Source organism: Deinococcus aetherius (genome assembly GCF_025997855.1).
Lineage (GTDB): Bacteria > Deinococcota > Deinococci > Deinococcales > Deinococcaceae > Deinococcus > Deinococcus aetherius.
Genome location: NZ_AP026560.1, coordinates 605,943 through 620,229 on the forward strand (window position 1 = coordinate 605,943; position 14,287 = coordinate 620,229).

15 protein-coding genes are annotated in these 14,287 nt (G+C 69.7%); 9 read left to right on the forward strand and 6 right to left on the reverse strand.

The features are described from left to right. Window positions 1–7 precede the first annotated feature (7 nt). Complete coding sequence (locus DAETH_RS03210) at window positions 8–1,297, forward strand: PLP-dependent transferase (RefSeq protein ID WP_264776492.1); 1,290 nt, start codon at window positions 8–10, stop codon at window positions 1,295–1,297. A gap of 69 nt (window positions 1,298–1,366) precedes the next feature. Here DAETH_RS03210 and DAETH_RS03215 read toward each other — a convergent pair whose 3' ends face one another. The 5 genes from DAETH_RS03215 to DAETH_RS03235 all read right to left on the reverse strand — a co-directional run bounded on the left by DAETH_RS03215 (window position 1,367) and on the right by DAETH_RS03235 (window position 6,600). After that, entirely contained in the window at window positions 1,367–2,362 is a 996-nt protein-coding gene (locus tag DAETH_RS03215) for a hypothetical protein (protein WP_264776493.1), read from the reverse strand. Between the two features lie 85 nt (window positions 2,363–2,447). Further along, entirely contained in the window at window positions 2,448–3,257 is an 810-nt protein-coding gene (locus DAETH_RS03220) for a TM2 domain-containing protein (protein WP_264776494.1), read from the reverse strand. A 109-nt stretch (window positions 3,258–3,366) separates the two neighbouring features. Then, on the reverse strand, window positions 3,367–4,026 hold the full coding sequence (locus tag DAETH_RS03225; protein WP_264776495.1) for a hypothetical protein: 660 nt from the start codon (window positions 4,024–4,026) through the stop codon (window positions 3,367–3,369). A 2-nt stretch (window positions 4,027–4,028) separates the two neighbouring features. Then, window positions 4,029–5,420 (reverse strand): nicotinate phosphoribosyltransferase, encoded by a 1,392-nt coding sequence (locus DAETH_RS03230; RefSeq protein ID WP_264776496.1) that lies wholly within the window; start codon window positions 5,418–5,420, stop codon window positions 4,029–4,031. A 115-nt stretch (window positions 5,421–5,535) separates the two neighbouring features. Next, window positions 5,536–6,600, reverse strand: coding sequence for a bifunctional nicotinamide-nucleotide adenylyltransferase/Nudix hydroxylase (locus DAETH_RS03235; protein ID WP_264776497.1), 1,065 nt, complete (start codon window positions 6,598–6,600; stop codon window positions 5,536–5,538). A 136-nt stretch (window positions 6,601–6,736) separates the two neighbouring features. Here DAETH_RS03235 and DAETH_RS03240 point away from each other — a divergent pair, with 136 nt between their 5' ends. The 6 genes from DAETH_RS03240 to DAETH_RS03265 all read left to right on the forward strand — a co-directional run bounded on the left by DAETH_RS03240 (window position 6,737) and on the right by DAETH_RS03265 (window position 10,640). Continuing rightward, window positions 6,737–7,234, forward strand: a complete 498-nt coding sequence (locus DAETH_RS03240) for a YbjN domain-containing protein (protein ID WP_264776498.1) — start codon at window positions 6,737–6,739, stop codon at window positions 7,232–7,234. Window positions 7,235–7,312: 78 nt separating this feature from the next. Then, window positions 7,313–7,753, forward strand: coding sequence for a methylglyoxal synthase (locus tag DAETH_RS03245; protein WP_264776499.1), 441 nt, complete (start codon window positions 7,313–7,315; stop codon window positions 7,751–7,753). 103 nt (window positions 7,754–7,856) lie between these two features. Further along, window positions 7,857–8,915: a PP2C family protein-serine/threonine phosphatase gene (locus DAETH_RS03250; protein WP_264776500.1), complete on the forward strand. Its 1,059-nt coding sequence runs from the start codon at window positions 7,857–7,859 to the stop codon at window positions 8,913–8,915. 45 nt (window positions 8,916–8,960) lie between these two features. Next, complete coding sequence (locus tag DAETH_RS03255) at window positions 8,961–9,338, forward strand: RidA family protein (RefSeq protein WP_264776501.1); 378 nt, start codon at window positions 8,961–8,963, stop codon at window positions 9,336–9,338. A gap of 108 nt (window positions 9,339–9,446) precedes the next feature. Continuing rightward, window positions 9,447–10,226, forward strand: coding sequence for a PSP1 domain-containing protein (locus DAETH_RS03260; protein WP_264777381.1), 780 nt, complete (start codon window positions 9,447–9,449; stop codon window positions 10,224–10,226). A 66-nt stretch (window positions 10,227–10,292) separates the two neighbouring features. Further along, window positions 10,293–10,640, forward strand: a complete 348-nt coding sequence (locus DAETH_RS03265) for a hypothetical protein (RefSeq protein ID WP_264776502.1) — start codon at window positions 10,293–10,295, stop codon at window positions 10,638–10,640. A 64-nt stretch (window positions 10,641–10,704) separates the two neighbouring features. Here DAETH_RS03265 and DAETH_RS03270 read toward each other — a convergent pair whose 3' ends face one another. Beyond that, a complete protein-coding gene (locus DAETH_RS03270; RefSeq protein WP_264776503.1) occupies window positions 10,705–12,525 on the reverse strand; it encodes a S8 family serine peptidase in 1,821 nt (606 codons plus the stop codon). Window positions 12,526–12,731: 206 nt separating this feature from the next. On the opposite strand from DAETH_RS03270, the gene DAETH_RS03275 reads away from it, so the two are divergent. After that, the gene (locus tag DAETH_RS03275; RefSeq protein ID WP_264776504.1) at window positions 12,732–13,535 is read left to right on the forward strand and encodes an AraC family transcriptional regulator; all 804 of its coding nucleotides are present in this window, start codon (window positions 12,732–12,734) and stop codon (window positions 13,533–13,535) included. Window positions 13,536–13,588: 53 nt separating this feature from the next. Further along, the gene (locus tag DAETH_RS03280) at window positions 13,589–14,209 is read left to right on the forward strand and encodes a LysE family transporter (RefSeq protein WP_264776505.1); all 621 of its coding nucleotides are present in this window, start codon (window positions 13,589–13,591) and stop codon (window positions 14,207–14,209) included. Window positions 14,210–14,287: the final 78 nt, after the last annotated feature.

Below are 14,287 nucleotides of genomic sequence, written 5' to 3' on the forward strand. Positions count from 1 at the left end.
TGACCGTATGACCGACCTCCGCGATGCCGAATCGGCCACCGCCGCCCAGAACACCGCTCCCGAGACGTCCGAGTGGGGGTTTGAAACGACCGCCGTGCAGACGGGCATCCCTCGGGGCCTGGGCGAGACGGTCGGCATTCCCATCCACCAGGCCGCCGCCTTCCAGTTCGAGACGCTGGAGCAGGCGCAGGGCGAGTTCCAAACGAATCAGGGCCTCAGCTACGCCCGCCTCCAGAACCCCACCGTGCGTGCGTTGGAGGAACGGGTCACGGCGCTGGAGCGCGGCACGGCGACCGTCGCCCTCGCCAGCGGGCAGGCGGCGAGCTTCACGGCGATGCTGGGCGTGTGCCGGGCGGGGGATCACGTCGTCTCCACGGGCAGCCTCTTCGGGGGCAGCGCGGGACTGCTGAACAACATCCTGCCCCTGATGGGGGTCACGGCGACGATCACCGAGAACACGCCGGAGGCCATCGAGGCGGCGATGCAGCCGAACACCCGCCTCGTCTGGGCCGAGACCATCGGCAATCCTGCCGGGGACGTGCCGGACATTGGGGCCTTCGCCGCCATCGCGCACGAACGGGGCGCCCTGCTCGGCATCGACAACACCTGGGGCGGCGTGGGTTACCTGTGCCGTCCGCTGGAACACGGGGCGGACATCGTGACCCACTCGCTGACCAAATGGGCGGGCGGCCACGGCAGCGTGATGGGCGGGAGCGTGACGGTGGGGAACCGGCACGACCTGACCCGCAATCCCATCTACACCGAGGGGGGCGAAAGCAGCGTCCTGGGCGTCCGGGGAGAAGGGGCCCTCGCGTGGCGGCAGCGGTGGTTCGGCGCCCACCAGCTCGGGATGACGCTCGCCCCGCAAAACGCCTTCCTGCTCGCGCAGGGGCTGGAAACGCTCGCCCTGCGCCTGAGCCGGGAGTCGGAGACGGCGCTGGCCCTGGCGACGTGGCTCGAAACGCACGCCCGCGTGGGCCGCGTCTCGTACCCTGGTTTGAGCAGCAGCGCCCACCACACCCTCGCCCGCAAGTACCTGCGCGGCGGCTTCGGGGCCGTCCTGACCTTCGAGGTGGGGGACCCCGCCGCCTTCCTCGCCCGGTTGCGGGTCATCCGTATCGCCCCCAACCTGGGAGACAGCCGCACCCTCGTCGTCCACCCCTGGACGACCACCCACGGCCGGATGCCCGAGGCGGCCCGCCGCGCCGCCGGGGTCAGCCCCCACACCATCCGCATGAGCGTGGGCCTGGAAGACCCGGGGGACCTGCGCGCCGACATCGGGGAGGCGCTGGGGTAGGGGCGGCGAGACGACCGAACCGCCCGGGCACAGGTCCGCACGAGAAAGAACCTGTGCCGCTCCGTTCTCCTACTCGCCCACGCTCCGTTCGTTCCGGGGAATCAGGGTGTAGGGCGTGGCCCGGGGCGACAGCCCGCCGCTCAGCCGCAGCAGCAGGGCGGGGGCGGGCAGCTCGGCGCTGCCGTAGCCCAGCCTCCCGGCGAGGCGCCGGGCGCCCTGCCGCAACTCGCCGGGGTTCCCGGTCAGCCGCAGGTGGAACATGTCGTAGGGGAGGGCGAAGTGCAGGCGCCCGTCCACGCCCGGCCGGGCGAGGTCGAAAGCCAGCACGAGGGGGCTCGCCTGCCGCTCCAGGGCGCGCGGCGGCACGTCCATCACGCTGACGAGGGCGTACACGCCCCCCGCGCCTCCCGGTGCCCGCACCGTGTGGGTGCTGTAGAGCCTCACCCCGCTCCAGCGGGCGCTGTACGGCTCGCGCAGCCCCAGCTCCCGCGCCAGGGGGGCCAGCGCCAGGCTGTAGAGGTTGTACGCGTCCACCGGCCGGGAGGCCGTGCCCAGCCTCAGCGCCACCTTCCCCACCCGCAGTTCGGGATTCACCCAGCCGCGCACCCGCACGTCCAGCCCGGCCCTCAGCAGCGACCGCGCCAACGTGTTCGCGTCGAGGTACACCTGCCCGCTTCCGTAGTCGCGCACCAGCGCCCGGCTTAGGTAGGGCTCCCCCCGGCCCTCCCCGGTTTCCACGACCACCGGCCGAGACGTGTTTGGAAAGGTGAGGACGGGCCGGGTGGGCGGGCCCGACACCCCCACCCCCGCCCGCCGCAACTCGGCCTGAAGGCTCCGCAGATCGAGGTACGTGAAGGGACCGGCGGGCAGGGCGTAGGTCGGCCGGTAGCCCTGCACCTGCGCCAGCCCCGGCGAGAGGGTGGTCACGGCCACGAACGCCCCGCCGCCCAGGAGCGCGCTGAGCAGCGCCCTGCGCACCACGGTCGGCAGGAGGGAAACGCGCGTCGGCCCCGGGCCCGCCCCTTCCGGCTCGGTGACTTCACGCCGTCCGCCCTCGTCCCTCATACGACCTCCCCACGTCTGGAGCTGGGTTCTGAACGTCCTCAATTCCTTCCGCGCGGCGAGGGCCGAAACTCCCCCGCCCCGCCCTTCAGAGCCAGGGCTTCTTGCCCAGCACGTACTGCCCGTAGAACTCCTCGTCCGACTTCGTGAGGTAGAGGATGCCCTCGACGAGGCCGAGCAGCCCGATGGCCCCACTCACCAGGGCGGCCAGCGGCACGGTGATGATCAGCCCGAGGCCGAGCGTGATCAGCCCCAGCAGGAGGGCCAGAATCCACACGCCGATGTTGGCCCCCAGCATGATCAGGCCGGGCGTGTTCATCCCCAGGTAGAACTTGTGAACGCCCAGACTCCCCAGCACGATGCCGAGCAACCCCGCGATCAGCTTCTTCTGCGCGATGTCGGCGGGCACGTCGGACGACGTGGAGGAGGCGACGGGCCGCATGGGCTGAAGCCAGTCCTGCACCCCGCCGGAGGACGGGGGAACGACCTGCGGGCCGGTGGGCATCGTCGGGTTCTTCGCCGCATTGCCCGTGGCGTGGGCGATCCAGTCGTCCTCCCTGGCCGGGGGCGGGGTCGTGGGGGCAGGGGCGACGGGTGGGGGAGACGCCTCTGGGATGCGCAGGTCGTTCGCGGGCTCGGCGGAGACGGCCGGGTTCTCGGCCGTGTTGCTCGTGACACGCGTGATCCAGTCGTCCTCGGCGGCGGGCTGGGAAGGAGCGGCGGGGGGAGGCGACTCCTCGGGACGACGCGGCTCGCCGCCCGTCGCTTCACTCGGCGAAGGGGTGACGGTGACCGGCTGGGGGTTCGCCTGGACGCGCAGCACCTCGTCCACCCAGGACGGCACGCTGGGCTGGGGAGCGGGTTCGTTGCCGGGCGACTGATCTTCGGGCTTGGTCATGCCTGACGCCTCCTGCCCCACAGTACGCTCACGGGTGAAGGAGGGTTGCGTCCACCGAAAGTAGAGTCTCGATGTGTCCCCCACCCTGAGTTGGAGACGATAAGGAGGATTACTCGTCTCCTTGCAGGCGACTTAGAGTGGCAACTTGGCGGGCAAGGGGTGTGAGAGTCCAAACCATCCCTTCTCCTCCCCGAAGTTGTAGCGAAACAATTACCCACTCACTGCCCTTATCCAGCGGCCTCTCTTTTGTCAATAGTCCCAGTTGTTCTAACCCAAGCAGGGCGGCCATAAATTCCTGTCGGGTGAGTCCTGCCACCGTGACGTGACTGTCATCTGGAAAAGCATCTGTGTAGGGATCAATTGGATCGAGCAATTGAAAATACTCGACGAACACGCGCAGTTCTCGGTCAGACATACCTTCGACGATCCGCATGGTCTGGAACTTGTCGAGTTGGGGCACTGGGAAATTTAGGATGCACCCGGCGAGGGCACGGGCGATGAAACGGAGTTTGTCCTCCGATTCGGCCATTTCGGCAGCACGAACGGCTTGCACGACATTCGCTTGGAAGGCATCGGAGCGCAGGTAGGCGTGATTCACGCGCGTGGAGAGCTTCTGGTGGACGAGGTTCAGTTCGTACTCAAGGTGTTTGGCAAGGCGTGCTGCCTGTCTCTGGTTGGCATAGGCGTACCACCCTTGCAGAGCGGCGGCAGGGAGCCCGAACGGTTCCAGTGTTTGCAGAACGGGCAGCAGTGGTTCCAGCGCGTTCATCCCTACGCCCGTCCCCTGACTTCCTCCAGCGTGTCCCGCACCAGCACTTCCCCGTCCCGGTACACCGTCCGCATGAGAGAGCCCGGGAAGTCGGTGTCGAACGTCCTGTACTGCCGCGTCACCATGCGCCCATTCTCCATCACGAGGTCGAGCACGCCGTCCTTGCTGCGCTTGCCGGGGTCGGTCACCGGGTCCTTGTAGATGCCCCGGTACTCGCCGCCGATGACACCCGCGCTGGCCTTGTAGGCGAACCTCTGGGTGTCGCGGTCCACCTTTTGCAGCAGCGCGCCGCCCATGCCGAAGGCCACGTTCTCGGCCGAGAAGCCGTCCACGGTGAGGTTCTGGAGAATCTGGCGGATAGTCGTCTCGTCGATGCCGTCACCCTGAATCACCCGGACGTGCTGGAGCACCCGGAAGCCCTTGCTGTTGGTGGTCGTGCCGAACTTGGCGGCCAACGCATTTACGGCGAGGCGCACCATCGCGGGGGGATCGCCGGAGTCGGGGCGGACGACGAGGGTGGCGCCGCTCTCCTCGACCTCCCGCCGCAGGGTCTCGCCCCAGTGGACGTTGATCGCGTGCTTGAGGTCGTACGAATCGCTGACGACCGCGAAGATGCCCCCCGGCTTGCCGAACTGCCGGACCATGTTGCGGTACGCCTCGACCTCGCACTCCTGGCCCCAGCTCGTGACCGTGGAGTGCTCGGCGGCGGGGATGGAAAAGCCCGCCACGTCCGCCCCGTAGTGGTTGCGCGCCACCCGCAGCGCCTCCAACGTGTCCGAGCCCAGGAAGTTGACGAGGTGCGCGAGCCCGCCCAGCCCCGCGCTCTCGCGGCTGCTCACCCCGCGCGAGCCGAAGTCGTGCAGCTTGAAGGGCAACTCCTCGGCGGCGCGGTCGCTCGTGCGTTCCAGTTCGGCGCGGATGATCTCGCTGAGATAGTAGCTCTGGGTGCAGACAGTCGTTGGATACCACACGCGCATCAACATTGTCTCGAACCACCCCACCAGCCACGGCAGCTCGGGGTCGGTGTTCGTCACGCTCATCAAGACGTTGTGGATGGGCACCACCGTCCCCTCGGGCACGGCGCGGATTTCAAGGGGCAGCCGCCCGCCGTGGACCTCCACCACCCGCAGCCAGCCCTCGTAGGGGAAGGGCTCGCCGTGCGCCTCGATGAGGGCGCGGGCTTCTTCCACGTTCTCCCGCGTCACCCGCCGCGTCAGGTAGCGGTCGAGGAGGTACTGAAGCCCGAAAAAGCGCGTTGCCGGGTACCGCCCCCCGCGCGACTCCAGGTAGGAGAACAGCCACGTCGTCCCCTGCGGGTACTGGAGAAAGTGGCTACTCTTGTACGAGTCGGTGTCGAGGATGAGGTTCTGGTCGTCGAGGTGGGGCAGCGTCATGGGGGCCTCCTGGGGAACGGCTTTCTTGACTCATCTTTGCTCTTAGTAATTATGAGTTGAATGAGTTGGAGTGATCCCCGCCGGGGGTACACTTCCCCCCGTTGCCCATCTCTCCCTACCCCCGCATCAGGAAGTGTTCGATGATCGCGTGATGGTCCTCGAAGAACAGTTCGGGGTGGCCCAGGGCCTCGGAAAGCGGCATCCAGAAGGCGTCGGCGGCGTCGCTGGCGGCGCGGAGGATGGGCAGTTGGCCGATGCCGAGGTCGAAGTGGAAGGCGTGGGTGACGGTGCGCCCGCGCTGGCTGCGGTCGGGGTAGTCGAAGACGGCCTGAGCGCGTAGGGCGGCGGGGAGGTTCACTCCCTCGCCCAGCCCGGTCTCCTCGCGGACCTCACGGACGGCGCATTCCACGAGCGTTTCTCCCTGTTCCAGGAAGCCGCCCGGCATGGCGAGGCGCCCGCGCCCCGGCAGTCCGGCCCGCCGCACGATCAGCACGTGCCCGCTGCGGGTGACCACCCCGTCGGCCGTGACGAAGACGGGCGGGAAGGGCGCGTCCTTCCAGGCGGCGCGGTACTCGCGCAGGTAGTCGAACTCGGCGCGCAGCTCGGCGTACTCGGGCGTCCCCCGAAAGGTGGTCAGGAAGGTGTGGACGGCGGGCGGGACCATGCCGGAGACGTCCTCCAGGCGGTCCTCGAAGTAGGCCTTGCGCACGTCGGTCGCGCTCAGGGGGCTGACCACATGGGTGGGGATGAACTCCCAACCCGGGAAGGAGCGCAGGTAGTAGCTGCTCTCGTCCTTCATGTGGCCGATGAGGGCCACGTCGCTGCTGCCGCGCGTGTGCTCGCCGACCCCGCGCTGCACCTCGGAAAGCCACAGGCCCTCGTTGTAGAAGTAGTCGCGCACATGGACGAAGAGGAGGCGGCTGCGTGCAACACCCGCCTCGGCGAGCATGGCCGTGACGACCCCCTGGCGCTCGTCGGCCGTGAAGGGATTTTTGGTGTTGCGCGCGGCGCGGGCGCTGCCGATCACCACGATCAGCTTCTGGACGCTCCTGAGGGCTTCGAGCATCACGAGGAGGTGGGCCTGGTGGGGCGGCTCAAACCTCCCGATGTAGACCCCGAAGGTGCGTTTGCGCCGGGCCGGTGGGGGAGGGGACAGGGCGGGGTCGCGCGGGGCGGTCATGAGCCCACCATAAGTCCTGGGGGCCGTGCTGGTGGGCCGGGGAGGGCCGCCCCTGCCCGTCCGGCGACGGAAGGATAAAGATTTGTGCCCGGGCCCCCGCGTTCAACGCCCACCCGCCCAGGGCGTAGTGTGAACCATGCGCGAACTCGGCACGTCGGCAGCGGCCCTTGTTCTCACCGTCAGCCTCGGCGTGGCCGGGGCCGGGGGGGCCCAGGCGCCCACCCCGGGGGGCGGACAGGTCCAGGCCGCGACGCCCGCCACCGTCGCCTCCGCCCTGCGCGAGGCCGGGTACGGCGTGACCGTCAACCCGGTCGAGGGCGACGACGAGCCCAGCCTGACGGTCAAGGCGGGCGACTACGAACTCGACGTGTGGTTCAGCGGCTGCAAGGGCACGACCTGCGACCGCGTGACGGCGAGCACCAACTGGGACTACAGCGATGACGAGGACAGCCTCGACACCGACCTCGTCAACGAGTGGAACAGCAACTTCTTCACCCAGGCCTACGTCTACGAGGGTGCTTACTACCTCGACACGACCCTCCCCCTGCGGGGGGGCTACACCAAGGTGGCCCTCAAGGCCTGGATGGAGGACTACCTCGGCGACGTGAAGGACTTCGAGGCCGAGCTGCCCTGAGCCGGGGACCCGTCACCCCTTCCCGGCACCTCGACATGACTCCCCCCACCGCCGATCCCCCGTGCCAGAATTGCCGCCATGACGGGAGCGGGAGCAGGCACGGGGGCAACGACAGGGGCGGGCGACACGCGGCGGCAGGTCGCCCTGATCGCGCACGACAAGAAGAAGCTCGAACTCGCCCTCTTCGCGCTCGCCCACCGGGATGTGCTCGCGCGCTATCACCTCGTCGCCACGGGCACGACGGGCGGCATCCTCCAGAAGCAGACGGGTCTCAGCGTCGAGCGGGTGCTCTCCGGGCCGCTGGGCGGCGACCAGCAGATCGGGGCGCGACTCGCCGAGGAGCGGATCGCCGCCGTGTTCTTCTTCCGCGACCCCCTCACCGCCCAGCCCCACGAGCCCGACGTGACGGCCCTGGTGAGGCTGTGCGACGTTCACGACATTCCCCTCGCCACCAACCCCGCCAGCGCCGAGGCCCTGGTGCTGTGGCTGGAGCGGCAGGAGGCCATCCGGCCCGGCTGACCTCACCGTTCGTGAACGGCCTGACACTGCCCCCCGCCGTGTGTCGACCCTTCCGTGGGGTTTTTCAAGCGTTTCGGATAAAGGGTTCCCTTATATTGGTCACATGTCCGCCGCCGTGACGCCCCCACTGTCCTCCGGGCTGCTCACGGACGTGGGGCGGCAACGGGACGTGAACCAGGACGCGGCCCTGGCCCTCGACCTGCCGGGGGGTGGGCTGTTCGCCGTGGCGGACGGCATGGGGGGGCACGCGGCGGGGGAACTCGCGGCCAACCTGGCGCTCGACACGCTGGGCCAGCGTTACCTCGGGGGGCGCGGCCAGCCGCCCGAACGGCTCGCGGAGGCGGTGCAGGCGGCGAACCTCGCGGTGTTGCGCCACGCGGTCGGCGAGTACGTCGGGATGGGCACCACCCTGCTCGCGGTGCTCGTCGACCGGGGCGCGGCCATCGTCGCGCACGTGGGCGACTCGCGGGCGTACCTGCTGCGCGGGGGTGAACTCCACCGCCTCACCGACGACCACTCCTGGGTAGCCGAGCAACTGCGGCTGGGGCACCTCACCGAGGAAGAGGCGCGCGACCACCAGTGGCGCAGCGTGGTGAACAACGCCCTGGGCGGCGAGGAGCGGGTGAGGCTCGAACTCTTCGGGCTGCCCCTGCGTGCCGGTGACCGTCTGTTGCTGTGCAGCGACGGCCTGAGCGGCGTCCTGACCGACGCCGAACTCCTCGACCTGCTCGCGCGTCCCCTCGCGTCCGACGGGACGGCCCGCCTCCTGGTGGACGCGGCGAACGACGCGGGGGGCCCGGACAACATCACCGCCGTGGTCGTGGACGTGCAGCGCCCCGGGAGACTGCCGCGCTACACCCTCCCCGAGCGGCAGGGGGACGGGCCCACCTACGTCGATGTTCTCCTCAGCGCCCGGCGGGGGAGCAGCCCCCTGACCTACCTGCTGCTGACGGTGGCGTACTTCACCCTGCTGGGCGTGATGCTCATTCCCGAACGCCGCCTCCTGATCGGCCTTGTCGGCGCCCTGCTGCTGGGGGGGGTCATGACCCTCCAGCGGGTGATGCGCGCCCGCCAGGGCCAGCCCTTCTCGCGCCCGGCGGCCCTGACCCGCGCGCTGAATCCGGCCCTCTCCCGCCCGACCCGCTTCCGCCGGGAGGGCTGAGCGCGGGCAGGAGTTCCCTCCGGCCCGCCCCGCTAGAGTGGGGGCATGAAAGACATCGTGGAGACCGGGGACGCGCCCGCCGCTATCGGCCCGTACAGCCAGGCCACCTTGCTCGGGAGGCTCGTGGTCACCAGCGGCCAGATTCCCCTGCGTCCCGACGGGACCCCCGTGGAAGGCGGCATCGAGGCGCAGACGCGTCAGGTGCTCGACAACCTGCGGGCCGTCCTCGCCGCCGCCGGGACGGACCTCGGCCACGTCGTCAAGACCACCGTGTTCCTCGCCGACATGAACGAGTTCTCGGCCATGAATGCCGTGTACGCGGAGTACTTCGAGGCGCCCTACCCGGCCCGCTCGACCGTCCAGGTCGCCCGCCTGCCCCGCGATGTGCGGGTCGAGATCGAGGCCATCGCCGAGCGCCCCTGAGCGCCCCCTTTGTGCCTCGGCTCCCCACGCGTGTCCCCCCGGCGTGACATCCTGCGGGGCGTGGTTGTCCTTCCCGTCCGCTTCGAACGCAGTCCCCGTCTGCACGCGATGCTCAGCGCCGAGCCGCACGCGGTCGGCACCCGCGTCGTCGTGCAGGGCAAGCGCGGCCCGGAGGTCGCCACCGTGCGCGGCGAAGCCTCCACCCCCTCTGACAACGGCCGTTACGGCACGGTGCTGCGCGCTGCTGGCCCGGAAGACCTGGCCCGCTGGGACGACCTCTTCCGCCAGGGCGAGGACCTGAAGTGGCTGCTGCGCGCCCGCGCCCGTGAGCGCCGCCTGCCCGTCAAGATCGTCGCCGTCGAGTTCACCCTCGACGAGAGCCTGGTGACGATCAGCTACAGCGCCGAGGACCGCATCGAACTCGGCAGCCTGATCGCTGACCTGCGCAATCATACCCGCGCCCGGGTGAACTTCGCGGCGGTGGGCCCGCGTGAGCAGGCGCAGATGATCGGCACGCTGGGGGCCTGCGGGCGCGAGAACTGCTCGTCGAACCACCTTCAGGAGTTCGCGCCCGTCAGCATCCGCATGGCGCGCGACCAGCAGCTTCCCCTCAACCCCGAAAAGCTCTCCGGTCCCTGCGGGCGCCTGTTGTGCTGCCTGCAATACGAGCACACCCAGTACCTCGAACTCCTGGGCGATCTCCCGCGCAAGAACGCCCGCGTCTGCCATGAGGGGAGTGGGGCGTGCGGTAAGGTCACCAAGCTCCACCCCCTGACCGGGACGGTGGACGTGCACACCGAGCAGGGAATGCTCCTCGGTGTCCCTGCCGCCGAACTGCGCCGGATGCCCGACGCGCCGCAGGGCAAGGGCAAGAATGCCGAGGCGTGAGGACGGCGACGTGGGGGGGGCTCCTCGCAGGAGGGGCCTCTCCTCTTCTTGCCTCCCGGAGAAGGCGTGAGCGTTCTGGTCCTCCTGCTGCTGGGCGTGGCCGGGTGGGCCGCCGCTTCCTCCCGGCGCCCGCGAACCGGACAGGAGGTCGACCGGGGTTGGAAGGCCCCGTCGATTCGGACGGAGGCCCTGGGCAAGCTCGCCTTCCCCAACCGACCCCCTGGAAGGGGAAGACCCGGGGCCAGGCTCCTCCCCGCCCCCTTCCGCCCGGGAGACATCGTGAGGGTGGACGGCGAGTGGTATCACCTTCCCACGCTGCTCCGGCTGCATCACGCTGGGCGCCTCGCGTGGGGCTCCCCGAGCTGGCGCGCCCTGGAGCAGGCCGGGCGGCGGGAGCGCGGGCGGCTGAATTAGGGCGGGGCGCAGAACAGACGAAAGAGTCCCTCCGACCTGGAGGGACTCTTCTCGTGGCTGGGATTTACCGGCGGACGACCTTGTCGACCTCGGCGGTGCCGGTGTAGCTCGTCTGGGCGTTGAGGTAGCCCTTGAGGACGACCTTCCAGTTGCCCGCGACCGGGTTGGGGATGCTGACGGCCTCACCCGTGCTCGTGCCCTGGGCGCTGGAGCCGACAAGCTGGCCCGAGGGGTTGTAGACCTCCAGGTCGAGGTCGTAGGCGGGGTTCCCCCACTCGGTCGCCACGCGCAGGGCACTGGCGCCCGAGGGCACGCTGAGGGTGTGGGCGTCCTGCGCGGTGGTCACGCAATTCACCTGGGGCCCGCAGACGCTGGTGGTGACGGTGCCGCTCCAGCCGGGCAGGCCGGTCGTCGTGACTGTGTAGCGGGCTGCGTTCTGACGCACCGCCTCGCGCACGGCGGCGTTCGCGTCCACGTAGCCGTAGCCGACCTCCCACAGTTCGCGGCGCTTGGTGACGACCTGGTTGGGATCGAGGCCACTCGTGGCGGGCTCGGCGTAGTACATCGGGCGGCTGGTCTTCTGGAAGATCGCCATCACGCCGTCGAGCGTGAGCCCCGGGTTGGCCTCCAGCATCAGGGCGATCACGCCGCTGATGTGTGGGGTCGCCATACTGGTGCCGCTGATGGTGGCGTACTGGGGGTTGTCCACGTCGGGCACGGTGGTCGCGGCGAGGCCGGTCTTGGCGCGGGCGGCGCTGATGTCCACGCCGGGGGCCGTCACGTCGGGGTGGACGAGCGCGTCCCCGGCGCGGCCACGGCTGGAGAAGTCGGCGAGGTAGCCCTTCTTGTCGCCCGCCGCCACGCTGATCACGCAGGGGCTGGCCGAGTACGGGTTGAGGGTGTTCGCCCCCGGGCCCTCGTTGCCCGCCGCGAAGGTCACGATCATGCCCGCGTCGTAGGCCCGCTTGGCGGCGAGGCTGATGGGGTTGTACGGGGCGAACTCGCCGCTCGATCCCCAGGAGTTGGAGATCACGCGCACGTTGTAGGTCTCGCGCACCTCGGGCTTCATCAGGTAGTCGAAGCCTTGCAGGGCGTAGAGGATGCTCAGGCCCTCGCCCGCGCCGACGCCGACCAGGGTGACCCCCGGCGCCACGCCGCGCCGCATCCGGGCCGAGCCCTCGGACGCCGCCCCGCTGCCGCCGATGGTGCTCGCCACGTGGGTGCCGTGCCCGCTCGTCGTGTCGCTGTCGGGGGTGTCCACGTACAGGTAGCCGCCCACGCCCGCGTCGGTGATCGGGCCGACCAGCTTCACGTTCTTGGCGACGTTCTTCAGGTCGGGGTGCGTGCCGTCGATCCCGGAGTCGAGCACCGCCACGCCCACGCCCTTGCCCGTCACCCCGTAGGTGCTCCGCGCCACGTCCGCCCCGATGAACTTCACGCTCTCGGCGAGTTTGTACTGCAGGGGCGCGTCCTGGTAGATCGAGGACAGGCCGGGGAGCTTCGCCTTGAGGGTCTCGACCAGCTCGGGCGTGACGAGCGTCTTCACCGCGATCATCGGCAGGTTCTGGAACGCGCCCAGCCCCTTGCCGAGGTCCACAGGGAGGTTCGAGTCCATCCACGTCACCGCGCGGCCCTTGGCGGTGTCGTCCGCGAAGGAGAGGATCAGGGTCCCCACCTGCCCGTAACGCATGGTGCCGTCCACCTGCACGCCGCTCGGCGCCGTGGCGTAGAGCGCGCTGCACGCCGAGGTCGTCGTGCCCGTCGCCAGGGTGCCCAGGGGGGCCCCGTTCGAGGAGGCGGAGGGAGCGGACATCTGGGGCGTGCTCTGCCCGCAGGCGGCGAGGAGGACGGTCAGGCTCAGGACGACGGGGGAGGTCTTCTTCATCGGGGGCTCCTGGAACGGGGAAATTTTTGCTTGGGGTCATTTCAGCAAAGGCCCCTCAAAAAAAACGCAAAGGTCCCGGCCTTTTGGAGAAATAAAGATTGTCTGAAACTTCGCCGTTCGCGTTGCAGCCTCAGCCCGACGAGCGGCTGGTCGCCCACCTCCCGTGACTCTCGACATGCCAGGCTGACTCCAGCATGGGGAAGGCAATGTCAGTCCAGATGCAGGTGGCACGGGCCCTGAACGGACAGGTCGAAGTCCTCTGTGCCCGTGACCACCACCGGAACTTCCCCAAACACGCCCACCCCGAACTCTCCCTCGCCCTGGTCGAACACGGCGTCATGCTCTTCGAGCAGGCCAGGTGTCGGGAGACGGCCCACGAGCGTCATCTGGTCGTCACCCCACCAGGCGAACCCCACTCCGGTGGCGCAGGCGGGCCAGGGGACCTCACGCACCGCACGCTCTACGTTGCAGAGGACGCGCTGCGCCTCGCGGGCTTCACAGCCACCACATTCGTGCCCGCCCTGCACACCCGACCCGATTTCGCCAGGTTGTTCGGGGCGGTGGACCTCGCGATCACCTCCGGGGGCGAGGCGTTACGGGTCGAGAGCACGCTGACCGAATTGCTGCACGCCCTGGCACCCGTCTGGCCGCTCCGGCTGCCCGGAGGTGGCCGGGGTGCCGCTCGCGTCGAGCCTGCGCGGGACTACCTGCACGCGCACTTCGCGCAGCCGGTGACCCTCGCGCACCTGGCCGCGCTGTGCGGACTCCACCCCGGCTCGCTCGTGCGGGCCTTTCGGAGCACGCTGGGGCTGCCTCCACACGTCTACCAGCAGGGGTTACGCCTCCAGCACGCCCGGCGCCTGATCAACGCCGGGGTCCCGCTGGCCCGGGCCGCACTGGAGGCAGGCTTCGCCGATCAGAGCCACTTCACCCGGGCGTTCACGCGCGTCTTCGGCCTGCCGCCCGGCCAGTACGCGCGCGGTTCAGATCGTTCAAGACGCACGAGGTAAGCCCCCGTAGCGTGGCGTATGCCCGAACCCTACTCCTTCAAGCTGAGGACGACGTGCCGCTGACCACGGATTGGCTGGCGGTGCTCACGGTGGGCGCGCTCGCCGTGATGAGTCCGGGGGCGAACCTCGCGGTCACCCTCCGCAACACGCTGGGCGGCTCCCGGGCAGCGGGCGTCGCCACAGCCGCCGGACTGGCCCTGGGGGACGCCGTGTACGTGGGACTGTGCCTGGTGGGGCTGGTCGCCCTGCTGGAGGCGTCCCCCGCGCTGTTTCGCGGGGTGCAGGTCGCGGGGGCCCTCTACCTCGTCTACCTCGGCGTGCAGTTTCTGCGGGCCCGGCCGTATCCCTCCCTGGAGACGGGGGCGACGGCCGGGCGAGCGGTGAGCCCCGTCCTCGCGGCGCGGATGGGACTGCTGACCTGCCTGCTCAATCCGAAGGTGGGGCTCTTTTTCCTGGCGCTGTTCACGCAGGTCATCCGACCCGAGACGCCGCTCGTCTGGAAAGGGGTGTTCGGGCTGACGGTGGTGCTCACCGAGTTCGCGTGGTTTGCCGTGGTGGCTTTGACGCTCTCCCGCCCTGTGTTTCAGACGCGGTACTTGCGCTTCGCCCACCTGATCGAGCGCGCCACGGGCGCGGTGCTCCTCGGGCTGGCCCTGAAATTGGTGTGGACCTGACGGCCGCAGGCGGAGAAGGGTGCCCCACGGGGAAGACCAGGCAAGACCCCTGACGGACGAGGCGAGACCCCAACGCGA

Coding starts and splice junctions, on each gene's coding strand:
- DAETH_RS03210 (WP_264776492.1), top strand. CDS start 8: ATGACCGACCTCCGCGATGCCGAATCGGCCACCGCCGCCCAGAACACC.
- DAETH_RS03245 (WP_264776499.1), top strand. CDS start 7,313: ATGACGGGAGCGGGAGCAGGCACGGGGGCAACGACAGGGGCGGGCGAC.
- DAETH_RS03275 (WP_264776504.1), top strand. CDS start 12,732: ATGTCAGTCCAGATGCAGGTGGCACGGGCCCTGAACGGACAGGTCGAA.
- DAETH_RS03215 (WP_264776493.1), bottom strand. CDS start 2,362: ATGAGGGACGAGGGCGGACGGCGTGAAGTCACCGAGCCGGAAGGGGCG.
- DAETH_RS03220 (WP_264776494.1), bottom strand. CDS start 3,257: ATGACCAAGCCCGAAGATCAGTCGCCCGGCAACGAACCCGCTCCCCAG.
- DAETH_RS03235 (WP_264776497.1), bottom strand. CDS start 6,600: ATGACCGCCCCGCGCGACCCCGCCCTGTCCCCTCCCCCACCGGCCCGG.
- DAETH_RS03260 (WP_264777381.1), top strand. CDS start 9,447: ATGCTCAGCGCCGAGCCGCACGCGGTCGGCACCCGCGTCGTCGTGCAG.
- DAETH_RS03250 (WP_264776500.1), top strand. CDS start 7,857: ATGTCCGCCGCCGTGACGCCCCCACTGTCCTCCGGGCTGCTCACGGAC.
- DAETH_RS03225 (WP_264776495.1), bottom strand. CDS start 4,026: ATGAACGCGCTGGAACCACTGCTGCCCGTTCTGCAAACACTGGAACCG.
- DAETH_RS03255 (WP_264776501.1), top strand. CDS start 8,961: ATGAAAGACATCGTGGAGACCGGGGACGCGCCCGCCGCTATCGGCCCG.
- DAETH_RS03270 (WP_264776503.1), bottom strand. CDS start 12,525: ATGAAGAAGACCTCCCCCGTCGTCCTGAGCCTGACCGTCCTCCTCGCC.
- DAETH_RS03230 (WP_264776496.1), bottom strand. CDS start 5,420: ATGACGCTGCCCCACCTCGACGACCAGAACCTCATCCTCGACACCGAC.
- DAETH_RS03240 (WP_264776498.1), top strand. CDS start 6,737: ATGCGCGAACTCGGCACGTCGGCAGCGGCCCTTGTTCTCACCGTCAGC.